Here is a 22,117-nt window from a genome sequence, read left to right on the forward strand (position 1 = left end):
TGCCATTCACAGATAATCAAAACAGAATTTTAAGAGGAAATTAATTATGTCAGCTAAAGAAGTTCGTTTTTCTAGTGACGCGCGCGCTAAAATGTTAGCCGGCGTTAACGTATTAGCTAATGCGGTAAAAGTCACATTAGGCCCTAAAGGCCGTAACGTTGTTCTGGATAAATCTTTTGGTGCACCTACCATCACTAAAGACGGTGTATCGGTTGCAAAAGAAATTGAACTGGAAGACAAATTCGAAAACATGGGCGCGCAAATGGTTAAGGAAGTTGCTTCCAAAGCCAATGATGAAGCCGGTGACGGAACAACAACTGCAACAGTATTAGCTCAAGCCATCGTAAGCGAAGGTTTAAAAGCCGTTGCGGCCGGTATGAACCCGATGGATCTGAAACGCGGAATCGATAAAGCGGTTATCGCTGCTGTTGCCGAGTTGAAAGAGCTTTCTTCTCCTTGCGCTGATTCTAAAGCCATTGCCCAGGTAGGTACGATTTCTGCCAACTCCGATGCCGAAGTGGGTCAACTGATTGCCGATGCAATGGATAAAGTCGGTAAAGAAGGCGTTATTACAGTAGAAGAAGGTCAGGCGTTGCAAAACGAGCTGGACGTGGTTGAAGGTATGCAATTCGACCGTGGTTACCTGTCTCCTTATTTTATGAACAATCAGGAAAACGGCACGGTAGAACTGGACAGCCCTTATATCCTGTTAGTTGACAAAAAGATCGCTAACATCCGTGACATGCTGCCGACTCTGGAAGCCGTTGCCAAAGCATCCAAGCCATTATTAATTATTGCTGAAGATGTTGAAGGCGAAGCCTTAGCTACACTAGTTGTCAATAACATGCGCGGTATTGTTAAAGTTGCCGCGGTTAAAGCGCCTGGTTTTGGTGACCGTCGTAAAGCCATGTTACAAGATATCGCAACGTTAACTGGCGGCACGGTGATTTCTGAAGAAATCGGTCTGGAGCTGGAAAAAGTCACTCTGGAAGATTTGGGAACTGCCAAACGTGTTGTTATCAACAAAGATAACACTACCATCGTAGATGGCGCTGGCGAGCAAGACAGTATCGAAGCGCGTTGTGGCCAAATCCGCGCGCAAATCGAAGAATCTTCTTCTGATTACGACAAAGAAAAACTGCAAGAGCGTTTGGCTAAATTAGCCGGCGGTGTTGCGGTAATCAAAGTCGGTGCTGCCACCGAAGTGGAAATGAAAGAGAAAAAAGCCCGCGTAGAAGATGCATTGCACGCTACTCGTGCAGCGGTTGAAGAAGGTGTAGTCGCTGGTGGTGGTGTTGCTCTGGTACGTGCCGCGTCTAAACTGCAAGGTTTGGAAGGCGACAACGAAGACCAAACTCACGGTATTAAGTTAGCCTTACGTGCAATGGAAGCGCCAATGCGCCAAATCGCTGCAAACGCCGGTGCTGAAGCTTCTGTTGTCACCAACGAAGTCAAAAACGGCTCTGGTAACTACGGTTACAACGCGGGTAATGACACGTACGGCGATATGCTGGAAATGGGTATTCTGGATCCAACCAAAGTTACCCGTTCTGCATTACAATTTGCCGCTTCTATTGCGTCTCTGATGATTACTACCGAAGCCATGATTGCAGACGTACCAAAAGATGATGCGCCTGCAATGCCTGATATGGGCGGCATGGGTGGTATGGGTGGAATGGGCGGCATGATGTAATTTCACTGGTTAAAATCAGCCTTGGCGGCGTTGTTATTTCGCTCATGTAGAAGAAAACCTACACTACGCTCATAACGCCTTGCCAATACTGATTTTTCCAGCGTGAAATACGTGCTGTTTGTTAGCCTTGTATAGAATACTAAAACCCGCTTCGGCGGGTTTTTTTATTGGCTGGCAATTATATAAGTTTGGAAAGAGGGCTGATCACCGAATTGCCGCCACGTTCTAAAACATGCGTATAGATTTGGGTGGTTTTAACATCACTATGGCCTAATTGTTCTTGAACAGTACGAATGTCTGCACCAGATTCTAAAAGATGAGTCGCAAAGCTGTGTCTAAGGGTATGGCAAGTGACTCTTTTTTCTATCCCGGCTTTGTAAGCCGCCGACTTAATCGCTTTGCGTACTGTTGTTTCGTCAATATGGTGACGACGATGTAAACCATTTTCAGGATCAATACTGAGCCTGTTTGAAGGAAAAAGGTAATGCCATCCCAGTTGTTTTGGTGCAACAGGATATTTTCTGGCTAACGCGTAGGGTAACCAAACACCGGCATAATCTGGATTTTGAAGATCAAAATCGAAATAGCGCTGCACTTGAGTCATTTGCTCTTTGAGTGCCGAAACCATTTCTGTAGCCAAAGTTGTGCGACGATTTTTATTGCCCTTTCCTTGCCAAACCATAACGGAAAGATAATCAAAATCAATATCTTGAACGCGTAATCGTACCGCCTCCATCAGACGCAATCCACTACCATACATTAGCTGAGCTAACAGCTTATGTTGTGGATTAATGTGTAAGAGTAACAGGTAAACTTCTTGAGTTGTTAAAACTACGGGTAACTTTTGTGCTGTTCTTGCTTGGTTGAATTGCATATCTTGAGACAGCGGTTTGCGAATGATCTGACGGTATAAAAAGCAAATAGCATTTAATGCTGTTGCTTGTGTTTTAACTGCAACATGACGCTCATTAGCCAAATAACTCAAGAAAGACTCCACCTCGGCATCACCCATATCATTGGGATGGCGTTTATGGTGAAACAAAATAAAAAACTTTATCCAATACAAATAAGTACTGATGGTACGTTTGGCATATCGACGCGTCAGCATAAATTCACCGACATAAATTAAAAATTGGGAAGCCATGATTAATCCTAAATTTACATGTTTTTATATACAGTAGTTTAGGTTTGAGGGTTTTTCAAAAACTTGCGGGTGAAAAGTCTCTTTTGTTTTCTGACTCATAAATAACTCACAGCTAACAAATTGATTTAGTTAAATATCCAGAGTATGGTCAAAAAATAAAATCAGGAAAGAAGGAATTTCACCCGGTACGAATACGGAGTTAAATCCTTCTATTAAGTTGTTAACTCTCCAAAAGGAATTCGAGTATGAGTCATGATTTAGGCTTCTTTTCAATTAAACAAGGAGCCACAACTGCGGAGGTGAGAGCTGCTTATCTCAGTAGCTGCGAAGGAGCACCCCCTTCATGGCCTCAGTCGGAAGCGCTAAAGTCATTTATTTCGGCCTTAGAAAATGAATACCCATGCATTGATACTCTCTCCGATGAAGAGGTTGACGATAGTCCTTGGTCATGTGGCTTCGACAAAGGTGAAGGCCACATAATCGTGAGCATGGTTTTTAGTCGCGCATCAGAAGTAGGTAATTTTCTATGGAGTTTGCTCGAACAACATGAGCTTATCGTCTTCGACCCGCAAGCAGATAAAGCTTACATAGGTAACAATGAGCTTCCAGAAAATCAGGAAACCAAAAAATGGTGGCAGTTCTGGAAATAAGAGTTAACAAGCAAAGGCAGCGGACGCCAAAAAGCGGCGCTCGCTGCTTTGGGCGTTAGGCATTCAGGAGTTTTAAACATGGAAAGTAAGTCACCGGCGATATTCATTTATTCGATACTAGTACCAATAGTCTGGCTTTCACTTGCATTTTCACTTTTAGCTATAGCACCCGAAATAGAGTTAGGGATTGCAGGAATAATTATTGCGGTAAATCTTTCACTGTTTATTTTATGCTGGCATTTTTCTCGAACATTTAAACGACAGTTCAGAAGTAGCGAAAAGATTCGTTTGTGTGTCTATAGCTTTTTGTGGATGGCAGCTATAAGAGCTTTAAACCTATATGGCATCAGCGATAATTTAACTTCCGAAGTATTGCTTTATGCAGGTGGAATAGTCTTAGCTATAGATTTATTGGTAATCGCTTCCAGTGTTTTCTCTGTAAGCAACAGGTTCAATAACTTTTGGCAAAACAGGCTGAGTGCTAAAAATGCCTAACAATACGTATCACTTGCTCTCGTTGGTCGCTGGGACGCCAACCCGCTGCGCGGACTGTCGCCCGTGTGCTTTGCGTTAGGCTCTAGGAGGCTGCTATAGAAATTTTATATATCTTATTGGGCTGGTTGCTTGGATTACTAAGTCCTGCCATTATTTCCGGTATTAAAGACGCGCGGGATAAAAAAGCATTTTTAAGTGCACTAAAGCTAGAATTCATGGAATTACAATTTCGATTCACTTTGGTTGGCTTTTCATTGGGTCAAAAGTACGGCTCAATGGACAAGGATTATCTTCGAAAGATCCGCAAAGTCATTTGCAAACAAAACCAACCAGACAAAAATGTTGCTGTAATTAAACTTTTGGACATGCTGATCGCTTCAGATGAGTCTCAATTCAAAACAACTGTCGAAATGTTTAAAGCAGACGAAAACATGTCTGTGGGCTTAAAAAAATATTCTACAGCATTAATGGATTCAAGCTCAGCTCAGATAGCGAAGCTCCCAATTGATATTCAGTCAAAATTGTATGAGTTGAAGAATATACTCAACATTTATAATCAAGAAGTAGATTGGACTAGAGAGCATTTTAAATTGACCTTTGATTCAAGTTTAACGTCTGATAATCATAAAAAAGTTTGTTCTGATCTACGGGCTAGATATGCCGATATGCAAGGCGTGTGCAATAGAGCTAGCGATAAAATACAGGAAATTTTAGAGTGCAAGGTGTAGAGCCTAACAAAGCGCTTAACTCGCTCAATTCGTTCGCTGGGACAGTAACGCAGCGGCGCTCCGCGATTATGCCGCTACGTCACTGCCCGTTAGCTTGGCGTTATAACAGGATTGGATAGGTAGTTATGAGATTTATATTAATAGCGGCAAATATTATTGTCCCAGTTATTGTTGGGTATCTGGTAACTATAAATAATATTGCCGAGGGGTTTGATGGGTGGCTTTTCGCTGCACTGCTTGCATTATTATTTACAGTTACAGAAATATTGATAATTGTTATGAGAACAAAGAGTGATGGAGAAAGACGATCGGAAAAAGTCATCGCCAGCATCATCGATGCTTACGCTCTAGATAAAGAGGTTTATTTAAGTGGAAGGGTAAGCGAAGCGATAAAGTCCATTTCGTCCAACTATCGAAAGTTAGACATCAACAATAGTTGTGTGATGAAAGCAATAGCAGAGAAAAGCCTAAAAGAATTGGAAGAAAATATTGAATCTATTAGTAGGGGTTATACTGAATTTCTAAAAACACGCCCCTTTGAATTATCAGCTATGGCGGTTTCTTTTGCTCAAGAGTATGTTTACATGGTTGATATTAGTCCCTTTGAGGATTGGAAGCTGGAAGATGCAGACAATTATTTAGATGTGACAAGTGAAATAATAAAATCTAGAAGAGTTAAAGTGACAAGGGTTTTTGCTCAGCCACTAACAGAGATCCTCAATAATTTAGATGTTTTAGATGATCATTTCAGGCGAGGAATCAATGTAATGATTCTTAAGGATTCAGCAAAAACTTCGCGAGAAATTGAAGACTACATAATTATAGATAATTCAGTTCTAAAGAAGTCGAAGTACGGCCCAAATGGTATGGTTGAAGGAAGAATTATCACCTCTGAAGAAGTTAAGGTCAGGGAATATAAGTTGAAACTAGAGGGGCTAATCTCATCATCACTTTCTTTTAAGAAGTATCGAGGCAAGCCTGAAGAAATAGAAAAAATAGGCGCTTAAGTTTTATGGGAGGCGCAGTCATTTCAGGGTTTCTGGATTACAAGGGTAACTCTATATCTTACTCATATTACAAATGCCAGAAAGCTGAAACCACTATATTTTCAATACATGGTGGAGGCGTTCCGGGTAAGGAGCGTGTTGAATATATAGCAGAAGCAGTTAGACAGTTTAATATAAGCTTTCTCTCTTTTGATCATACCGGTCATGGTCTGAGTTCAGGAAAAATAAAAGAATCAAGCCTAAGCAGAAGAGTTGATGAGGCCCTAGCTATAATGCGGCTCATAAAAGACGGTAGCAATATCATAGTTATGGGAACGAGTATGGGAGGGTATATAGCAACGGAGATTGTTAGAAGAAATAAAGCTGATGCCCTAATGCTTTTTTGTCCAGCAATGTATACGGATAATGCATTTGATCTATCGTTTGGTGAAGGCTTTACTGAGGAGATTCGGAAGCCTTTAAGTTATCTAAATACAAATGTGGAAGAGTCAATCCGAACCAACACAAAAAAGTCGATTATTTTTGCATGCGAAGACGATGATGTAATACCTGAAGAAGTGATTTCTAAGTACTGGTCATCAATTCGCAAATCCTCATTTGGAAAAAAAATTGTGCTTCCTCAATGTCCACATTGGGTACATAAATATGCCTGTGATAATAGGAAAATACGTAATTTAATAATTCAAGAGATAGCAAGCTTTGCAAAGTTATAACAAAGCCAAGCACAATCGCCCAATGCAAAAGTCAGCATTGGACTGGACCTCGCTACTGCTCAGCCTGTGTTGGCAGCGTTATAAGCCAAAAGGATTCCGATGCTAACTGTAGAAAAAGATAAGGATGCTCAACAAGTCTATATTCATGGTTCCCCTGAAAAACTTCGTTGGTTAGCAAGCCGCTTAGAAGCAATCGCCAATCAAACTGAGAAGTCAGGCCACTCTCATGATCATTTTATGACTGAAGATTGGGGTGGTAGCGAGTTAACCAATGAAGTGCAAGGTAGCCCTGAATCCCATTCAATCGTTAATCATCTAATTGTGTATGGCCACCAAAGTAAGTAACTTGGCTTATAACAAGCCAATATTGTTCGGCCAACAAGTTGGCCTGGGAAAATTACTCGCTGCCACTTCGTGGCAAAACACTCGCAATTTCCCCAAATTGGGGCGTTATGCGCCATGAGGTATCAGACATTTGTTCACTGAAAATGGATTTGAAGCAGTAACTAATTTTGCGAATACAGAGGAAATATTAAACCTCAGGGAAGCTGTATCCAAATTATCCCAACCAAGCCGCTCTGGTGGTGTCAGAAACATTGAAAGAAAATCAAAACTCATCAACTCTTTTGCCAATTCAGAAAGAGTTTTAAAACTTGTCGCTTCACATATTGGCGGCAAACCAATATTGGCAAGAGCAATCTACTTTAATAAAACACCTAATCAAAATTGGTTAGTTGCATGGCATCAAGACAAAACTACTGCTGTATCAAAAAAGATCACATGCTCAAATTGGCTAAACTGGACGATTAAGGACGGAGTAAACCATGCTCAACCACCGATGGAAGTATTCACTAAAATGCTAACTGTGAGGCTTCATCTGGACAGTACGGATCAAACTAATGGGTGTTTGAAAGTCATTCCTGGAAGCCACTTACTGGGTGTTTTACCACAAGCAAAAATCCTTGCTCATAGTGAGCCGGAACAAAGTTATTATTGCAAGGCTAACGCGGGCGATGCACTCTTAATGCACCCTCTTCTAATACATGCCTCAAGCAAGGCAACAACGCCAACCGCTCGCCGAATAATTCACATGGAGTACTGTAGCCATGAACTACCAGAAAGCGCTAAATGGGTATAGTGCGCATAACAAAACGCTGTTGGCGTTCCCTTCGGTCACTAGGACACAAACACGTGGGCGCTTCGCGATTATTGCCCACGTGCTTGTGCCCTAAAGCTTAGCGTTATACTGTCTAAAGGAAGCTCGCATTGGAATTCACAATAGAAAATGAAAGGTTGATTTCAGAAAGTAATGTAGACGTTTATTTGGCTATTGAAAATGAGTTACGAAATATCACAAGCTGGTCAAAACCGTATATAAAAATAGAGTCACGGGAACCCCATATCCCTTTATATAACAATCAGATAATTTGGCTATATATTGGAATTTTCAAATTCCCTAAAATGGAAATGAAAATTATAAACGCGGAACCGCTCAAAGGAGTTAGCGTTGAATATATAAATGGTGATTTTACTGGCTCGGGTGAATTTCAACTAAACGAGATAAAAGATGAAACAAAAGTTACTTTCTCATGGAACACAAAGGCCAATTCAAAAAAAGTTAAAGTTTTAAGCACACTACTTCCCATAAAGAAAATTCATTTTATGGTTGTCAATCTTGTCCTTAATAATCTGGAGCGATATTTGATCAATGAAAGAAAATAGAAAAACACTACCTCCACATTTAGAAGAAGATGATAAAGTTATCTTGTTTGATGGTGTTTGTAAATTATGCAACGCATGGAGCAATTTTATTATTCGCCATGATAAAAATCACGATTTTAAACTAGCTAGCGTACAGTCCCAAGAGGGAAAAGACATACTACACTATTTCAACTATCCAACAGATGTATATGAAACAATGTTAGTTGTTAATAGTGCTAAGTGCCTTGAAAAAAGTGATGCATTCTTTTACGTCATGAAAACCTTGGGTTTTCCATGGAAGTTAATACTAATATTTACGATTATACCAAAAGGTGTAAGAAACTGGTTATACGATCGAGTTGCTCTGAACAGGTACACACTTTTTGGAAAATATAATTATTGCTCTTTACCTACTCCTGACCACGAGAAAAGATACTTAAATGGAAATGCAATTACTTTCAAAAATTAATTCAATTGCTAGGTATACGCTTGCTTTTGTTTTCGCATATCATGGTTTAGTGCCAAAAATTCTATGGCTGAGTCCTATTGAGGCATCACTTACAAATGCCCATAACTTAGACGCTGTAGTTGCTTCACCTTTAGCTGGCGTACTTGAGATTATACTTGCGTTAAGTATCCTTCTATTTAAAAATTCACTGATACCTGTATATATTGCAATAACATTACTAATAGTTCTTTTACTTGACGTGATGGTGATCATGCCAAGCTTATTAATTGAAGCTTTTAATCCAGTAACCATAAATCTGGCAACAATTGTAATTGCATATTTTGTATGTATTACTCACACACATGCAAAGTCGTATATCAAGTCAAGTAAATCAGAAGCTGCAAGCAGCGCCGGTTCTTGAGGCGTTAGGCATACATGTATAGAGTTCTGATACTTTTTTTAATAGTGGTAAATTTTGAGAGCTTGGCGTGCAGAGTTCCTAATAGCAGTCTCGCACTGAATCACCTTATTAAAGTTAGCTTTGGAACATCGAGAGATAATTTTACTGTTGAACTTCCAATTCAGGTGGGGAAATCTCGGGAGGCCGACCGCTTATTTGAAATATAAACCTAAAAAATTAGAAATGGATGGATCTTTATTTACCTCGGTTATCGAACTCAGAGAGATTAATGAAAAACTATTGGGAAGTTTTACTGTTCCAGATCGAGTTTCATTTGTTCCGTATTTAGAAGTTTATTGGCCATCCCCAGCGGATGAAGGCTGTGGAGCAGTAGGTTACGTCAACATAAGGAAACTACCTTAGTATGCCTAACAAGTTGCGCAAGTTAGCTGCAAAAACGCGACTGGGACAAATACTCGCTGAGCTCGCATTTTCTCCATTAGCAAAGCGTTAGGAGATAGGGTGACGTCGGGAGTATCTCAAGCTAATAAGTTTTATGAAGAAGTGGCTGAAACTAAGGTTGTCTGGTTTGGAGCTTTACCCGGAGAGTTATTGCTGGAGTTCGATCTCAAGGAAAATAAAGTTTCCTTTCCTGTCTGGTCGTCTGAGTCGAGAATAGACTGCCTTAAAGAACTCAACCCGGAATTAATGGGTAGAGTGGAAGCAAGAAGCGTGAGCTGGGAACAGTTCAAGGTTCACTTCTTACCAATCCTCCCACCAGAACAAAAGGTTGTGGGGGTTAATTTAAGTGGTAAAAACCTATCAGGTATTGATATTCCAGTATCAGTCTTAGTTAAGCAAGTGGAGGCATTCTGGTAATGTCCTCTCGTAGTTAAATTATCGGAAAACCACTTGTTGGTTGCGCCAAACGTTCGCTTTTTCCGCTGTCCAAAGCGTTATGTGTACAGGAAAGTATGACTAAACTTTTATTCGTATGTAGTGAAAATAGACTACGCAGCCCAACTGGAGAAGAAGTATTCTCTGCATATGAAGGTGTAGAGGCTATCGGTTGTGGTACCAATTCTGATGCGGAAACCCCTTTATCAGGTGATCTTGTTGAATGGGCCGACGTAATTCTAGTTATGGAAAAGTCACATAAAAATAAGGTATCAAAGAAGTATAAAGAGCTGCTTAAAAACAAGCGCTTGGTTTGCCTTGATATTCCTGATAATTATGATCGTATGCAACCAGAATTAGTCAGACTGTTAAAAAATAAAGTGCCTAAGTATGTCCGTTTATAAGTACATATAACAAACCGTTGCAATGCGGGACTTTTAACCGTTGGCTTTTGTCATTGCGTTCGTTATTTTAGCCAACTATTAAAAGCCCCTGGATGGGACGTTAGGATTCACTCAATGAAGCCGAGTATTTTTTTAGTATTTTTCTTATTTAGCTTTATTCCAGTAAAGGCCAGTGCTTGTTCCTGTGTTGAGCATGTTGAAATCAATTGGGATTCAGACGCAGTCGTTACTGCAATTGTTACTTCTGAGCCTTGGACATTTTCTTTGACTAAGAAAGAGTATGTATTTGAAGTGACAGAGAATTTATTAAATTTCGCTCAGCCAACGCTCCATTTAATGACTCGCCGAGAAACGGCGGCTTGTGGTTATCGCTATGAAATGGGCGTTGAGTATTTAATTATTACACGTAAAAATAATAACGAGTTCATATCGGGCCGATGCAGTTCATGGCCGCTAGAAAGTGAATCAGCGAAATATGTATTGAACAAACTTAATGCAAAACCCTAACAAATTAAATCATGGGGAAACCACTCGTTGGCCAAAAATGGCCGAGTTGCTCGTATTTTACGCTGTTTGAAGCGTTATATTTCTCTGGGGAAATGCTTTCGAAAAGTTTCATCCTTTTGATGTTGTTAATGTTTTCATCAGAGTCGTGTTTAAAAAACTACCGCGGATACAGATTATGTACCCAACACAGTGCCAGGAAGTCTTCGGATAGGAAATCTAATCCTTGCCTTTGTATTGATTTTGTTAGGCGGCTACGGGATTTGGAATGAAGAGCTTTATTTACCCTTGGGAACAAGGACGGAAGTCACTTTATATGGCGATGCAATATACGTTGCACTGGTTTCGTTTATTTTAGGAGCGCTTTACTTACTGCTAGAAGTCTTTGATCACTACGATAAAAGAAACAATGAACACCTTTACAAGCAATTTAGGCTAATCGTCAGAAGCTTTGCTTTCATGGCGTTTATTGTCGCTGTCATAGTAAATGTACAATATGTATATCAAACATAACAAACGCGTTAAGTTGCTCTCAAGCCCACTCGGGCGTCAGTATTATTAGGAAATGATTATGACTAAAGAAAAATCCAAGGTTACCTCTGGTGGTTGTTTTTGTGCTGCCGTACGGTATGAGATTAAAGGCCAGTTGAGAGGCGTAGTTAATTGCCACTGTAGTCAATGCACCAAGCTTAACGGTAACTTTGGAGCGCATTCAAAAGCCTTAAAATCGAACATTACAATTACCCGTGATAAAGGTTTGAGTTGGTACAAGATATCAGACACGGCACAACGAGGATTTTGTCGGGAATGCGGCTCGGGTTTGTTTTGGGATAATATTGAACAAAACACACTCGGCATCATTGCTGGTTCGCTTGACAGTCCAACTAACTTAAAAACGATCGGACATATCTTTGTTGAAGACAAATCAGATTTTTACGAAATCACAGATAATATTCAGCAATTTAAAGGCTCTTCCGAGGGAAAACTTGAAGGTGACTTTTTGTAGCAATGTAACAACATGGCCAATATCTAAATTGAATCGTCAGGTTTGTCGATTATCCAACGTCAGTTTCGACTAGGTGCTACATATAAAGCGAAATCTTGAGGAAAAATACAATGGGAAAAATATTCGCCAATATTGGATTGAGTCTTGACGGTTACATGGCGCCAGAAGGCATGACAATAGAAAATTGGGATAGCCCCGAATTTAAAGACTGGGGAGCGAAGTGGGGAACTATGATGAGCTGGATCCTTAAACAGCAATACTTTCGCGAGAATCTCAATTTTGGGCCTGGAGGAGAGACCGGGCCGGTTAATGACATGCTTCGTTATACCATGGAGCGCAGTGGTGCAAATATCATGGGCAAAAGAATGTTTGAGCAAGGTGAGATTTCATGGCCGGAAGAAGCTCCGTTTCACACGCCAGTGTATGTTCTTACCCATGAGCAGCGCGAACCCTGGGTTCGACCCGGCGGGACGACGTTCTATTTTATCAATGATGGCCCCGAGAGCGCGCTTGAGCAGGCCAAGGAGTCTGCAGGTGATGGTGATATTCGTATCTCGGGCGGAGCTAATGTCATTCAGCAGTATTTAAATCTGGACGTGATTGATGAACTGGAAATTGCCCTGGCGCCCATACTATTTGGTGCAGGCCGGCGCTTGTTTGAGAACTTGCACCAAGCCATACCACAGTTTCGTATCGATGAGGTGCTTAATACTCCGGATGCGACACATCTGCGCTACGTGCGGGCTTAACCACCGGCACCCGCTGGCGAGGCTTGAACAAGTTTCAAAACACCCCCATATGTAGGCTTTGAAACGTTCTTTACTGAAGATGACCAGATGGAATACTTATTTGCTGTTGTTTTGTTCGCGGTTTCATCGTCTGTCACCCCCGGACCTAACAATATTATGGTGATGACTTCAGGCGTCAATTTCGGGGTCAGACGCAGTTTGCCTTTGCTGGCGGGGATCTGTGTGGGTTTTTCCGTCATGCTGCTGTTGGTCGGGTTTGGCTTTTCCCAGCTATTTGAATTGTTCCCGGGTCTGCACTTTGTTATCAAATGTGTGGGGGTGATTTATCTGTTGTACCTGGCCTACCTTATTGCTAAATCTGCCGAAACAGTGAGCTCAAACAGTCAGGCTGCGCCTTTTTCATTTATGAAAGGGGCTTTGTTCCAATGGGTGAATGCCAAGGCGTGGGTGGTGGCAACAGGAGCCATAGCGGCATTTACTACAGTAGGTGCCGGCTTTTACAGTCAGAATATTATGATAGCGGCGACCTTCTTTGTTGTGTCGTTTCCCTGTGTTGGACTATGGCTGGCGTTTGGTTCGTTACTCAAGAACCTGCTTAATAGCCCTAAAAGCAGAAAGGGGTTCAACTTTGCGATGGCCGGATTGCTTGCGTTATCCGTTGTGCCAGTAATAGCCGAAATTGTGAGACAACTCGCTTGATGAGTTGAACTAACCAGAGCGGTTTAGGCCATTTGCACCTTTGCATATGGGGCCGGGCATATAAAATATTCGTTACTCTAGTTTGTGTAACAGGGCGCGACTAAAAGTGTAAAGTCATTCAATTCAAAGGCGAAATTAGGATGGAATTCAATCCGGATAATCATGTTGTTAAGCATTGTCTTCAAGGCATGGCGATGGAAGAGCAGGGTAAGCCCGAAGAAGCAAGTAAGTTGTTTCTTCAGGCCTGGAATGAAGCTTCCTACGACTTTGAGAAGTTTATTGCCGCCCATTACGTGGCGCGGCATCAAAAAGTGCTGTCCGATAAACTGACATGGCTGGAAACTATGTTGCAGTTTGGCTTAAAAATAGATGATGACACCGTCAGGAGCGCTTTCCCTTCCTTATATACCAACATAGCCCAATGTTATGAGGCATTGAACGATCCCGACAGAGCTGCCAAGCATTACCAACTGGCGACATCGTTCAAAAATAATCCGAGCGACAAGGGACCTTTTTACCACGGAACCAAGGCGAATTTGGCGGTTGGCGATATGCTGACAGCAGGAGGCAGTTCCAACTATCAGCCTGAACTAAAAATGAATCACATTTATTTTACCGGCATTATTAATGGGGCGGGACTGGCAGCTGCCTTGGCTAAAGGCGATGGTGCTCAGCGTGTGTATATTGTTGAACCCACCGGCGAATTTGAAAATGATCCCAATGTGACGGACAAAAAGTTTCCGGGTAATCCGACTCGTTCTTACCGCTCTCGGGCTCCCCTGAAGATTACCGGGGAAGTGACCGATTGGGTCAGGATAAGCGCCGAACAACTGCAGCAATGGCGCGAGAAACTGGCTAAAAACAAGGGCGAGATTGTTAACTGATATTGGGGATATCCCTGTCCCTTGTGAGTGCAGAGCCGTTTAACTATCAATCTGGGTGATAAACAGGCGTCGTCGATATATTTCGGGTGGAATTTCTAATATGCGCCCAGCCTTGTGGCGTATTTCAGCCATTCGGCAGAATAGGACGAGACTGAATCAATCTGCTTCAAAACTTGATGATATAGCTGCCTTAGTACACTAACGTTAATTCAAATAAAAACCGCCGAAGCGGTTTTTATTTGGTTTGCCGGTATGGGACTGCAATAGCGTTATTCGACCATAACACTGGTTGTCTGCTCGGCCATTACGGTGACGGGCATTGATATGAGAAACTCAAAACCGTCTTCACTGTTTTCATCGGTTTCAGGCAAGTCCAGTTCCGCCTGGCAGGTAAACGCTAATGTATAGTCACCTTCAGGTATGTAACCCATCTGGAACTGATACTCTTGGGTGGACTCATCAAAACTGACAGTGGCAGTACTAAAAGGCGAGACTTCATCTTGATCGGCTGGTTCATCGGCATCATCACCTAGCATGGCCAAATCACTGATATCTTCGTTGTATAAATAGACAGCGTTACCCGCATTAATATCGGGTAAAGCCGTACAACTTGGATCAGTAATGAGCGCCATTGATACTGTCCCTTCCAGCACGCCAACTTCGTGATTGGCGACCAGACGGACTCCTCGTGGTTTAAGGAAAACCGCTTGCTGACCCACAGGATCTACCAGCGACTTGCGTAAATCGAACTCCAGTGTATAGGCCGCCGCTACATTTGGCAGTGCGGTAAAACCATCCAGTTTAAGCTCGCCACTAGGCACTTGAAGCGGGAATGTGCCTTGATCCATTTCGATGTAGGAATCATCGGTAACCGAGATCCTTAGTTGCGTGTAATCTCCGGTAGGAATATCCATATCATCAACAATAAGTTCAAAATCGCTGCCTTGCACTGACAGCAGATCGATTTGCTTAGGATTGTTATCTTCATCCCGAACATCGACCACAATAGGATCACCTTCACCTTTTAATTCAACTTGGTCGAAATACACCATCACTGAAATGGCATTGTCGATAGGTGCATCAGATACCGCCAATGAAAAGGTCGTTGATGAGTCTGGAGCAGGATTGGGAGTCAGGTCGTCGTTGTCGTCGCTACCACCACAACCAACTAGTGACAAAATGATAAGTGGCGACAATATTTTTGAAAGGGTTAAATGCATGTAAACCTCTATTTAATTATAAATTCAAGTTGACATATCAAGAATTGTTCCACCAATAAATTAGGCTTTTATTTCAATTGGTTATGTGAAATCAGTGGTTTTTCCAGCCGGTATTAGTTACCAATAAGTAACATTATTGTGTATGAATTATCATCACAGTCTGTAGTCGTGATGCTTAAGGCCGGCGGCAGTATTTTATGATTGTTGCCGTAAGGTAACAGCAGGGCGATAGTTATGGATTGCTGATATAGATAAGGTGAAAACCCACCCTGTTTTGCTATTTTTATTCCGTGTTATATGAAATCGGACCCCTTTATTTTTTTATCGAGTATGTCGAATCTGCAGACTGGCGTTCGATTACGTGATGTGAATGTTTTTTATAAAACTATTTTCTTTTTCAAAAATGGAGAATTGAACCAATGAATAAAGCAAAAAAATATCATTTGCCTGTGGTATGACGGCGATGCTGAAGAAGCAGCCCGCTTTTACGCCAAAACCTTTCCCGATTCTTCTGTTGATGCAGTCAATCATGCGCCGGGAGATTATCCTTCCGGCAAGCAAGGCGATGTATTAACTGTCGAATTTACCGTGCTGGGTATTCCTTGTCTTGGTTTAAATGGCGGATCTGCGTTTAAGCACAGCGAAGCGTTTTCTTTTCAGGTGGCAACCGAGGATCAGGCTGAAACAGACCGCTACTGGAATGCCATTGTCGATAACGGTGGCAAAGAGAGTGCTTGCGGTTGGTGCAAAGATAAATGGGGCATTTCCTGGCAGATTACTCCCCGGGTCTTGTCTGAAGCCGTGGCCGGTTCCGATGGTGCGGCTGCCAAACGCGCATTTGAGGCAATGATGCAAATGACCAAGATTGATGTTGCCACAATTGAAGCCGCCCTCCGGGGTTAACTGAACTAGATAAATTGAGATTGAGCAGAACAGAGGAACGATAATGAAAATAGTCATAGAAACTATAGAGGTTGTTTATCCTTCATACTAGTCGGCGGGTCAGCAAGGTATTTGTCACTATCCGCTGCTGTATTGTTGTCCTGCTGCTATTATGGACACCCAATGTCCTTTGCGTGCAAACGGACACCTTTACTACAGTCGTGATTGAAAATGACACACTGGCTGGCCATTTATATATTCCTGCCAACAGTGAAGGAGTACCTGTTGTAATAGTTTTGGGTGGCTCAGGTGGTGGTTTGAGTAATGTCAAAGGTGAGCTCTTGGCACAAAATGGTATTGCCGTGTTATCGCTTGCCTATTTCAGATATAAGCACTTACCTGAGACACTCGACGGTATTGCGGTGGAGTATGTGATAAATGCCATTAATTATCTGCATAATATGCCTGTATTTCAGACCTCAAAAATAGGTATTTGGGGGGCGTCAAGAGGATCTGAACTGGCCTTTTTGGCTGCTACGCATGATTCGAGAATAAAGTCATTGGTAGTTACAACCCCCAGTAAAGTAGCCTGGCATGGCGCTACCACACCGGTGGCCTGGACCTACAATAACCTGGCGGTGGCATCACTGACTTTCGATAAAGCGAGTGATACTGCGGTTATCGACAAGTCATCCATGGCGCTAGAAAACCCGGTGAATGTTGCCAGAGCGCAATTCAGGTTTGAAAAGATTAACGGACCGATATTACTTGTTTCTGCCGAGCGAGATCAGATTTGGCCGTCTTTTCAGATGGCTAGAGATATTGAGAAATATCTGGCGTTGCATCAGTTTAAACATAAGGTAATACACCAGTCATACCCTACAGGTCATACTTTTAGTCAGCACTATTGGCCCGCAATATCGGCTTCAATTGTTGAGCATTTCAACCGTAGCTTGAGGTAGTCAGGGTTCTCGAACGGGATGATATTCACCGGTTATTTTTTCAGTTTGATGTGAAAGATGTTTCATGCGGGCACTGTCCAGTTTACGAACGATTAGTGCTGAACTGCGGGCTATTTCATTCCGTGCTAATTTACTGTGTTTCTATCCCAAAAATGAACGTAGGGATTATATTTATATCGAGGTGACAATGATTAAAGGAAGCTGTTTGTGTGGAAACGTGACATATCAAATATCTGGGCAATGTGGCGATATTGTTCATTGTCATTGTAAAACCTGTCGTAAAGCACACGGTTCGGCCTTCTCTAGTGTTGCTGGAGTAAAGGATAAGGATTTTTCATTAACCGGTGGCGAGTTTTTACGTTGGTTCGAATCCTCCCCAGGTAAAAGACGCTATTTTTGTTCCAACTGCGGTACCCAGATGTATGCCAAACGCGATAATACCGATCAGCTCATTCTGCGTTTGGGCTCGTTGGATGATGATCCCGATTCGCAGGAAGTGAAGCATATTTGGGTGTCTGACAAGGCAAGTTGGTATTCAATTAACAACAATTTGCCCGAATATCAGGAATTTGAGTAGCACTCGTCATTAGTGTTAGTTAAGCATAAAGACAGCCTGAACCATTTCTGCTTCGGTATTTGGTAATTGGTTAAGCATTTGTGGCGGGAGTTCAGCCGGTTGTTTCAATACGTTTGGTGGTGTGGCTGTGACGGTGCCAAAGGCAGTTAGAGCACACAAGCCGGAAATAACAACAAGGGGTTTGATTAAACGGAATTTTAACATCGGCACTCCTGATATTTATCTACAACAGAAAATGAATAACAAAGATTGTGCCAATAGAGTATTTTATTGATTTTAAAGGGATTGATAACAGGTAGTTGACCGGATGACAGTCAAAAACGTATGTGAAATGGAACAATAACCAGAATAGGCCAACACAACAGTTGTAAAAATGGCCGGTCAATATAATCCATCGCAGTGTTTATACGGTGTGCCGGTTGTAGTGTAATGGCGACTATGGAATTTGACTTTGACGAAGATGAAAGAGAAACCACTTCTAGATAACAGCCTTAAGATGGACGATAAGGTTAAGCAGAAATTTCTGGCTTATCCCGAGCATGTTCGGCCGTTAATGTTGACTCTTCGTGAGCTTATTCTGGATGTTGCCAGTCAGCCTGTTATAGGTGAGGTGGTTGAAACGCTAAAGTGGGGCGAGCCCAGTTATATTGCCAAGCATGGCAGTACCCTAAGGTTTGACTGGAAAAAGAAAAGCCCAGATCAATATGCGCTTTATTTTAACTGTAACACCAGGTTAGTTGAGACATTTAAAGAAATTTACGACGAATTGTTTAGCTATGAAGGTCATCGAGCAATCGTATTTCAACTGAACGATAAAATTCCGGCAACGCAGTTGCAACATTGTATTGAATTATCACTTAAATATCATAGAGTTAAACATTTACCTTTGTTAGGATGTTAATAACGGAGCTTGTTGCAGGGTTGCAGCTAACCGCAGAGCCGGGGGGAATATTATGTTGGATATTTTTATACGCTATGGGCATTTTCTGGGCATTATTTTTTTATCGTCAGCACTGTTTGCCGAGCATTTACTGTTGGCAAGGGAAATAGACCGGCAACAGTTAAAAAAACTGGTTGTAGTGGATGCTATTTTCGGAATCAGTGCTGGTGTAGTGCTGATAGCGGGATTGTTGTTGTGGTTTTATGTGGGCAAGCCCGCAGAGTTTTATTCCAAGAACTTTGTGTTTCATATCAAATTGACACTATTTGTGCTGATGGGAATATTGTCGATCTTCCCTACCATGTTTATTTTGCGTCAGCGCAAATCCGGTCTGGAAGTCATATCCGTGCCTGCGTATATCATCAATATTGTCAGGGCAGAATTGTTGTTGCTGGTTTTAATTCCCTTACTCGCGGTGTTGATGGCACAGGGATATGGATTGCATTAACAGAATTATAAAACTTGGCTAAAAGGAGTCGGTATGAAGAAAACGTATACGGGAAGTTGTCATTGCGGTGCTGTTCGCTATGAAGCAGACATTGATTTGGCGGAAGGGACCAATAAGTGCAATTGTTCCATTTGCACCAAAACCAGAAACTGGAACGTCATTATCAAACCCGCTGCCTTCAGATTACTTGAAGGTGAGGACGCATTAACGGACTATCAATTCGGGCAAAATGTCGCTCACCATTTGTTCTGCCAGCATTGTGGCGTGAAGCCTTTCGGCCGGGGGTACGTGGAAGAAATCGGTGGCGACTATGTGGCTGTGCAACTGGCAACACTGGATAACCTGGAGCCTGAGGAGCTGATTGCTGCACAAGTACGCTATGCTGATGGCAGAAATAATGACTGGGGTAATCAACCTGACGAAATCGGGCATCTGTAAGCCATGCCCGAGGTTGATCAAAGTCGAATATTGGCGTTTGAAACCAGTGAAAGTTTCTCAGCTTGGCTGGAGATGAATCACGATCGTGAGTCGGAGCTATGGGTGAAAATCTATAAAAAAGCGTCCCGGCAGAAAAGCATATCCTGGGATGAGGCTGTCATTGAGGCATTATGTTGGGGATGGATAGACGGGGTAAAAAAGTCACTGGATGACAGCGCTTATCTGCAACGTTTTACCCCACGTCGTCCTGGTAGCAATTGGTCAAAACGTAACAAGGAACATGTCGAAAGGTTGATTGCAGCGGGAAAAATGCAGGAACCCGGATTAGTCCATGTTCGTGCCGCACAAGCAGATGGTCGTTGGGAACAGGCATATGCGCCAGCCAGTGAAATGGTGATGCCGGAAGATTTATTAGATGCGTTATCTTGCCGTCCAGCAGCAAAAGCATTTTTTGATAGTTTAAATCGTCAAAATCACTATGCCATTGTTCACCGTCTGCAAACGGCCAGAAAGCCGGAAACCAGACAAAAACGATTCGATAACATTCTGGCCATGCTGGAAAAGGGTGAAAAATTCCATTGAGCGCCCACGTTAAACTATGGTTGATAGGTGAGTTGCAATAAATGAATATTCAGCGCTTCTCGGAAATATGTCATGTGTCGGTTTATACCCTGCGCTATTACGAGAAAATAGGTTTGTTAAAGCAGATCCAGCGTAATAGCAGCGGTCACCGTGACTTTACCCAAGCCGATCTTGCCTGGATCGAGTTTATCAAACGACTCAAAGACACCGGTATGCCCCTCAAAGACATCAAAATCTATGCTTCGTTGCGTGACAAGGGCGAATCCACTCATCTCCCCAGACTGAAATTGTTGCAGCAACACACCGCTAATCTGCAAGCCAGAATTGCTGCAGAGACGGAACATCTGCAAAAACTGCAGGAAAAGATCGAATATTATCAGGATCTCCAGAAAGGGTAGTTTTCGCGCTTGACCTGGAGCTTGCTCTAAGTTGTAGAGTGGTGAATATCACAGATAAACAGCCACTCGTTACAACAGGAGTAAAGATGAACAACCCACGTTATCAAAGCGGTTTAGAAAAATTACGAGAAATAGATGGTCAGGCCGGTGAAAAGGTGATCGAAAGCCTGATGAATATTGCGCCGGATTTGGCAAAATATATTATCGAATTTCCGTTTGGCGATATATACCAAAGACCCGGACTGGATCTGAAAAGCCGCGAGCTGGTCACCGTTGCCGCACTTGCCGCGTTAGGACATTGTCAGCCGCAACTTAATGTGCACATTAATGGCGCCTTGAATGTCGGCTGTAAACCCGAAGAAATTATCGAGGTGATAATCCAAATGGCGGTTTATGCCGGTTTTCCTGCGGCGTTAAATGCCATGTTTGTCGCCAAAGAGGTTTTCACTGAACGGCAGATTATTGATAATTGAGGATTATTCGATGGTGAATGTATCTCATCGAACAAGTAGGATTGACGTGATGAAAATAGTAATAGATGACCTTATGGGAGACGATATCGCCCAATTCCTGCAAGCTCATCTCGATGATATGCGTGCCACTTCGCCACCAGAAAGCAAGCACGCTCTGGATTTGGAGGGATTACGACAGTCGGATATCACATTCTGGACAGTGTGGGATAACGGCGAACTGGTAGGTTGTGGCGCACTTAAACAGCTTGATCACCAGCACGCAGAGCTTAAATCCATGCGCACGTCGGCTGTTCATCGAGGACAAGGTGTGGCATCTTTTTTGTTGCAACATATTATTCAGGTTGCCAGAGAGCGCCAGTATCAAAAAGTGAGTCTGGAAACAGGCTCCATGGATTTTTTTCAACCTGCCCGCCAGTTATACGCTAAGTTCGGCTTTCAGTATTGTCCGCCCTTCGCTGACTATAACGAAGATCCTAACAGCGTATTTATGTGTATGACGTTAGCTGAACGCTAGAGGCTGTTTCGGCATGTCCCTGCTGCTCAGCTACACTATGGATCTTAGCTAACATAAATCAGGGTCAGACTTATATGGTATACAGTGACTTGAATTCCGCGGGAATAGATATACGCGCTGCGACAGCAGAAGACTTGCCTGCGCTGATAAGAGTCGGTGACAGATTGTTTGACTATCCACTACAACCTGATTGTGCGACGGAGTTCTTTACCGATCCGCGTCATCATCTAGCCATTGCCGTTAGAGAGCATCAAATTGTTGGCTTTGCCTCGGCCTTTCACTATGTGCATCTGGATAAACAGGCCAAATTATTTATTAACGAAGTCAGTGTATTAAGCGAGTATCGTAATATTGGAGTTGCCAACGGGTTGTTAATTTTCCTGCAACACCTTGCCGGACAGCTAAATTGTATTTGCACCTGGTTGATTACCGAGCAAACCAATACCGCTGCCAGGAAAGCCTATGCATCAGCAGGTGGTATTGAAGATAAAAGCGTGTCGCTATACAGCTTTACCTCTGACTAGATTAGAATATTCGTTAAATACTTTAATTGGGAGATAT

At 42.4% G+C, this 22,117-nt stretch carries 32 protein-coding genes; 29 read left to right on the plus strand and 3 right to left on the minus strand.

The genetic code is table 11. The annotated features are described in order from the left end of the window. Positions 1-46: 46 nt before the first annotated feature. Positions 47-1,693: a chaperonin GroEL gene (groL, locus tag V1467_RS01080; protein WP_416306963.1), complete on the plus strand. Its 1,647-nt coding sequence runs from the start codon at positions 47-49 to the stop codon at positions 1,691-1,693. A gap of 178 nt (positions 1,694-1,871) precedes the next feature. Here the strand turns inward: groL and V1467_RS01085 are convergent, their stop codons facing one another. Then, the gene (locus tag V1467_RS01085; protein WP_416306964.1) at positions 1,872-2,837 is read right to left on the minus strand and encodes an integron integrase; all 966 of its coding nucleotides are present in this window, start codon (positions 2,835-2,837) and stop codon (positions 1,872-1,874) included. A gap of 245 nt (positions 2,838-3,082) precedes the next feature. On the opposite strand from V1467_RS01085, the gene V1467_RS01090 reads away from it, so the two are divergent. The 17 genes from V1467_RS01090 to arr all read left to right on the plus strand — a co-directional run bounded on the left by V1467_RS01090 (position 3,083) and on the right by arr (position 14,122). Then, entirely contained in the window at positions 3,083-3,487 is a 405-nt protein-coding gene (locus tag V1467_RS01090; RefSeq protein ID WP_416306965.1) for a hypothetical protein, read from the plus strand. 78 nt (positions 3,488-3,565) lie between these two features. Then, on the plus strand, positions 3,566-3,982 hold the full coding sequence (locus V1467_RS01095) for a hypothetical protein (protein WP_416306966.1): 417 nt from the start codon (positions 3,566-3,568) through the stop codon (positions 3,980-3,982). A 215-nt stretch (positions 3,983-4,197) separates the two neighbouring features. Further along, a complete protein-coding gene (locus V1467_RS01100) occupies positions 4,198-4,710 on the plus strand; it encodes a hypothetical protein (protein ID WP_416306967.1) in 513 nt (170 codons plus the stop codon). A 125-nt stretch (positions 4,711-4,835) separates the two neighbouring features. Beyond that, entirely contained in the window at positions 4,836-5,717 is an 882-nt protein-coding gene (locus V1467_RS01105) for a hypothetical protein (protein WP_416306968.1), read from the plus strand. Between the two features lie 5 nt (positions 5,718-5,722). Further along, the gene (locus V1467_RS01110) at positions 5,723-6,430 is read left to right on the plus strand and encodes an alpha/beta hydrolase (RefSeq protein WP_416306969.1); all 708 of its coding nucleotides are present in this window, start codon (positions 5,723-5,725) and stop codon (positions 6,428-6,430) included. Positions 6,431-6,529: 99 nt separating this feature from the next. Then, positions 6,530-6,775, plus strand: a complete 246-nt coding sequence (locus V1467_RS01115) for an Imm32 family immunity protein (protein WP_416306970.1) — start codon at positions 6,530-6,532, stop codon at positions 6,773-6,775. A gap of 130 nt (positions 6,776-6,905) precedes the next feature. Beyond that, a complete protein-coding gene (locus V1467_RS01120) occupies positions 6,906-7,568 on the plus strand; it encodes a phytanoyl-CoA dioxygenase family protein (RefSeq protein WP_416306971.1) in 663 nt (220 codons plus the stop codon). A 128-nt stretch (positions 7,569-7,696) separates the two neighbouring features. Then, positions 7,697-8,152, plus strand: coding sequence for a hypothetical protein (locus V1467_RS01125; protein WP_416306972.1), 456 nt, complete (start codon positions 7,697-7,699; stop codon positions 8,150-8,152). Beyond that, on the plus strand, positions 8,139-8,600 hold the full coding sequence (locus V1467_RS01130) for a thiol-disulfide oxidoreductase DCC family protein (protein WP_416306973.1): 462 nt from the start codon (positions 8,139-8,141) through the stop codon (positions 8,598-8,600). The genes V1467_RS01125 and V1467_RS01130 overlap by 14 nt, the downstream gene beginning before the upstream one ends. After that, positions 8,572-9,000: a DoxX-like family protein gene (locus tag V1467_RS01135; protein WP_416306974.1), complete on the plus strand. Its 429-nt coding sequence runs from the start codon at positions 8,572-8,574 to the stop codon at positions 8,998-9,000. The genes V1467_RS01130 and V1467_RS01135 overlap by 29 nt, the downstream gene beginning before the upstream one ends. Positions 9,001-9,501: 501 nt before the next feature. Continuing rightward, positions 9,502-9,858, plus strand: a complete 357-nt coding sequence (locus V1467_RS01140) for a hypothetical protein (protein WP_416306975.1) — start codon at positions 9,502-9,504, stop codon at positions 9,856-9,858. Positions 9,859-9,953: 95 nt separating this feature from the next. Next, on the plus strand, positions 9,954-10,280 hold the full coding sequence (locus V1467_RS01145) for a low molecular weight protein tyrosine phosphatase family protein (RefSeq protein ID WP_416306976.1): 327 nt from the start codon (positions 9,954-9,956) through the stop codon (positions 10,278-10,280). Positions 10,281-10,394: 114 nt separating this feature from the next. Next, positions 10,395-10,787 (plus strand): hypothetical protein, encoded by a 393-nt coding sequence (locus V1467_RS01150; RefSeq protein WP_416306977.1) that lies wholly within the window; start codon positions 10,395-10,397, stop codon positions 10,785-10,787. Between the two features lie 568 nt (positions 10,788-11,355). Further along, positions 11,356-11,790, plus strand: a complete 435-nt coding sequence (locus V1467_RS01155) for a GFA family protein (protein WP_416306978.1) — start codon at positions 11,356-11,358, stop codon at positions 11,788-11,790. 110 nt (positions 11,791-11,900) lie between these two features. Continuing rightward, positions 11,901-12,539 carry a dihydrofolate reductase family protein gene (locus V1467_RS01160; RefSeq protein ID WP_416306979.1) on the plus strand — a complete coding sequence of 213 codons (639 nt, stop codon included), beginning with the start codon at positions 11,901-11,903 and terminating at the stop codon, positions 12,537-12,539. A gap of 87 nt (positions 12,540-12,626) precedes the next feature. Further along, complete coding sequence (locus V1467_RS01165) at positions 12,627-13,238, plus strand: LysE family translocator (protein WP_416306980.1); 612 nt, start codon at positions 12,627-12,629, stop codon at positions 13,236-13,238. A gap of 470 nt (positions 13,239-13,708) precedes the next feature. Continuing rightward, the gene (gene arr / locus V1467_RS01170; protein ID WP_416308629.1) at positions 13,709-14,122 is read left to right on the plus strand and encodes an NAD(+)--rifampin ADP-ribosyltransferase; all 414 of its coding nucleotides are present in this window, start codon (positions 13,709-13,711) and stop codon (positions 14,120-14,122) included. Between the two features lie 269 nt (positions 14,123-14,391). On the opposite strand, the gene V1467_RS01175 is transcribed toward arr, so the two are convergent. Further along, positions 14,392-15,342 (minus strand): DUF4382 domain-containing protein, encoded by a 951-nt coding sequence (locus tag V1467_RS01175; RefSeq protein WP_416306981.1) that lies wholly within the window; start codon positions 15,340-15,342, stop codon positions 14,392-14,394. A 441-nt stretch (positions 15,343-15,783) separates the two neighbouring features. On the opposite strand from V1467_RS01175, the gene V1467_RS01180 reads away from it, so the two are divergent. The 3 genes from V1467_RS01180 to V1467_RS01190 all read left to right on the plus strand — a co-directional run bounded on the left by V1467_RS01180 (position 15,784) and on the right by V1467_RS01190 (position 17,763). Beyond that, complete coding sequence (locus V1467_RS01180; RefSeq protein ID WP_416308630.1) at positions 15,784-16,245, plus strand: VOC family protein; 462 nt, start codon at positions 15,784-15,786, stop codon at positions 16,243-16,245. 173 nt (positions 16,246-16,418) lie between these two features. Next, positions 16,419-17,186, plus strand: coding sequence for an alpha/beta hydrolase family protein (locus tag V1467_RS01185; protein WP_416306982.1), 768 nt, complete (start codon positions 16,419-16,421; stop codon positions 17,184-17,186). Positions 17,187-17,403: 217 nt separating this feature from the next. Further along, positions 17,404-17,763, plus strand: coding sequence for a GFA family protein (locus tag V1467_RS01190; RefSeq protein WP_416306983.1), 360 nt, complete (start codon positions 17,404-17,406; stop codon positions 17,761-17,763). A gap of 15 nt (positions 17,764-17,778) precedes the next feature. On the opposite strand, the gene V1467_RS01195 is transcribed toward V1467_RS01190, so the two are convergent. Next, positions 17,779-17,967 (minus strand): hypothetical protein, encoded by a 189-nt coding sequence (locus V1467_RS01195; protein ID WP_416306984.1) that lies wholly within the window; start codon positions 17,965-17,967, stop codon positions 17,779-17,781. 292 nt (positions 17,968-18,259) lie between these two features. Here V1467_RS01195 and V1467_RS01200 point away from each other — a divergent pair, with 292 nt between their 5' ends. The 8 genes from V1467_RS01200 to V1467_RS01235 all read left to right on the plus strand — a co-directional run bounded on the left by V1467_RS01200 (position 18,260) and on the right by V1467_RS01235 (position 22,080). Then, the gene (locus V1467_RS01200; protein WP_416308631.1) at positions 18,260-18,664 is read left to right on the plus strand and encodes a DUF1801 domain-containing protein; all 405 of its coding nucleotides are present in this window, start codon (positions 18,260-18,262) and stop codon (positions 18,662-18,664) included. A gap of 52 nt (positions 18,665-18,716) precedes the next feature. Continuing rightward, positions 18,717-19,151 (plus strand): DUF2214 family protein, encoded by a 435-nt coding sequence (locus V1467_RS01205; RefSeq protein WP_416306985.1) that lies wholly within the window; start codon positions 18,717-18,719, stop codon positions 19,149-19,151. A 33-nt stretch (positions 19,152-19,184) separates the two neighbouring features. After that, entirely contained in the window at positions 19,185-19,589 is a 405-nt protein-coding gene (locus V1467_RS01210; RefSeq protein WP_416306986.1) for a GFA family protein, read from the plus strand. A gap of 3 nt (positions 19,590-19,592) precedes the next feature. Then, positions 19,593-20,171 (plus strand): YdeI/OmpD-associated family protein, encoded by a 579-nt coding sequence (locus V1467_RS01215; protein WP_416306987.1) that lies wholly within the window; start codon positions 19,593-19,595, stop codon positions 20,169-20,171. A 41-nt stretch (positions 20,172-20,212) separates the two neighbouring features. Then, a complete protein-coding gene (locus V1467_RS01220; RefSeq protein ID WP_416306988.1) occupies positions 20,213-20,569 on the plus strand; it encodes a MerR family transcriptional regulator in 357 nt (118 codons plus the stop codon). Positions 20,570-20,655: 86 nt separating this feature from the next. After that, a complete protein-coding gene (locus V1467_RS01225; protein WP_416306989.1) occupies positions 20,656-21,042 on the plus strand; it encodes a carboxymuconolactone decarboxylase family protein in 387 nt (128 codons plus the stop codon). A gap of 49 nt (positions 21,043-21,091) precedes the next feature. Further along, positions 21,092-21,556, plus strand: a complete 465-nt coding sequence (locus V1467_RS01230) for a GNAT family N-acetyltransferase (protein ID WP_416306990.1) — start codon at positions 21,092-21,094, stop codon at positions 21,554-21,556. A 74-nt stretch (positions 21,557-21,630) separates the two neighbouring features. Continuing rightward, entirely contained in the window at positions 21,631-22,080 is a 450-nt protein-coding gene (locus V1467_RS01235; RefSeq protein ID WP_416306991.1) for a GNAT family N-acetyltransferase, read from the plus strand. The last annotated feature ends 37 nt before the right edge of the window (positions 22,081-22,117 follow it).

Source organism: Neptunicella plasticusilytica, assembly GCF_047922965.1.
GTDB classification, from domain to species: Bacteria; Pseudomonadota; Gammaproteobacteria; order Enterobacterales; family Alteromonadaceae; genus Neptunicella; species Neptunicella plasticusilytica.

What these genes read in the sequence shown, in the direction of transcription:
- groL (WP_416306963.1), top strand. Translation starts at nt 47, where the DNA reads ATGTCAGCTAAAGAAGTTCGTTTTTCTAGTGACGCGCGCGCTAAAATG.
- V1467_RS01085 (WP_416306964.1), bottom strand. Translation starts at nt 2,837, where the DNA reads ATGGCTTCCCAATTTTTAATTTATGTCGGTGAATTTATGCTGACGCGT.
- V1467_RS01090 (WP_416306965.1), top strand. Translation starts at nt 3,083, where the DNA reads ATGAGTCATGATTTAGGCTTCTTTTCAATTAAACAAGGAGCCACAACT.
- V1467_RS01095 (WP_416306966.1), top strand. Translation starts at nt 3,566, where the DNA reads ATGGAAAGTAAGTCACCGGCGATATTCATTTATTCGATACTAGTACCA.
- V1467_RS01100 (WP_416306967.1), top strand. Translation starts at nt 4,198, where the DNA reads ATGGAATTACAATTTCGATTCACTTTGGTTGGCTTTTCATTGGGTCAA.
- V1467_RS01105 (WP_416306968.1), top strand. Translation starts at nt 4,836, where the DNA reads ATGAGATTTATATTAATAGCGGCAAATATTATTGTCCCAGTTATTGTT.
- V1467_RS01110 (WP_416306969.1), top strand. Translation starts at nt 5,723, where the DNA reads ATGGGAGGCGCAGTCATTTCAGGGTTTCTGGATTACAAGGGTAACTCT.
- V1467_RS01115 (WP_416306970.1), top strand. Translation starts at nt 6,530, where the DNA reads ATGCTAACTGTAGAAAAAGATAAGGATGCTCAACAAGTCTATATTCAT.
- V1467_RS01130 (WP_416306973.1), top strand. Translation starts at nt 8,139, where the DNA reads ATGAAAGAAAATAGAAAAACACTACCTCCACATTTAGAAGAAGATGAT.
- V1467_RS01135 (WP_416306974.1), top strand. Translation starts at nt 8,572, where the DNA reads ATGGAAATGCAATTACTTTCAAAAATTAATTCAATTGCTAGGTATACG.
- V1467_RS01145 (WP_416306976.1), top strand. Translation starts at nt 9,954, where the DNA reads ATGACTAAACTTTTATTCGTATGTAGTGAAAATAGACTACGCAGCCCA.
- V1467_RS01150 (WP_416306977.1), top strand. Translation starts at nt 10,395, where the DNA reads ATGAAGCCGAGTATTTTTTTAGTATTTTTCTTATTTAGCTTTATTCCA.
- V1467_RS01155 (WP_416306978.1), top strand. Translation starts at nt 11,356, where the DNA reads ATGACTAAAGAAAAATCCAAGGTTACCTCTGGTGGTTGTTTTTGTGCT.
- V1467_RS01160 (WP_416306979.1), top strand. Translation starts at nt 11,901, where the DNA reads ATGGGAAAAATATTCGCCAATATTGGATTGAGTCTTGACGGTTACATG.
- V1467_RS01165 (WP_416306980.1), top strand. Translation starts at nt 12,627, where the DNA reads ATGGAATACTTATTTGCTGTTGTTTTGTTCGCGGTTTCATCGTCTGTC.
- V1467_RS01175 (WP_416306981.1), bottom strand. Translation starts at nt 15,342, where the DNA reads ATGCATTTAACCCTTTCAAAAATATTGTCGCCACTTATCATTTTGTCA.
- V1467_RS01195 (WP_416306984.1), bottom strand. Translation starts at nt 17,967, where the DNA reads ATGTTAAAATTCCGTTTAATCAAACCCCTTGTTGTTATTTCCGGCTTG.
- V1467_RS01200 (WP_416308631.1), top strand. Translation starts at nt 18,260, where the DNA reads ATGGACGATAAGGTTAAGCAGAAATTTCTGGCTTATCCCGAGCATGTT.
- V1467_RS01205 (WP_416306985.1), top strand. Translation starts at nt 18,717, where the DNA reads ATGTTGGATATTTTTATACGCTATGGGCATTTTCTGGGCATTATTTTT.
- V1467_RS01210 (WP_416306986.1), top strand. Translation starts at nt 19,185, where the DNA reads ATGAAGAAAACGTATACGGGAAGTTGTCATTGCGGTGCTGTTCGCTAT.
- V1467_RS01215 (WP_416306987.1), top strand. Translation starts at nt 19,593, where the DNA reads ATGCCCGAGGTTGATCAAAGTCGAATATTGGCGTTTGAAACCAGTGAA.
- V1467_RS01220 (WP_416306988.1), top strand. Translation starts at nt 20,213, where the DNA reads ATGAATATTCAGCGCTTCTCGGAAATATGTCATGTGTCGGTTTATACC.
- V1467_RS01225 (WP_416306989.1), top strand. Translation starts at nt 20,656, where the DNA reads ATGAACAACCCACGTTATCAAAGCGGTTTAGAAAAATTACGAGAAATA.
- V1467_RS01230 (WP_416306990.1), top strand. Translation starts at nt 21,092, where the DNA reads ATGAAAATAGTAATAGATGACCTTATGGGAGACGATATCGCCCAATTC.
- V1467_RS01235 (WP_416306991.1), top strand. Translation starts at nt 21,631, where the DNA reads ATGGTATACAGTGACTTGAATTCCGCGGGAATAGATATACGCGCTGCG.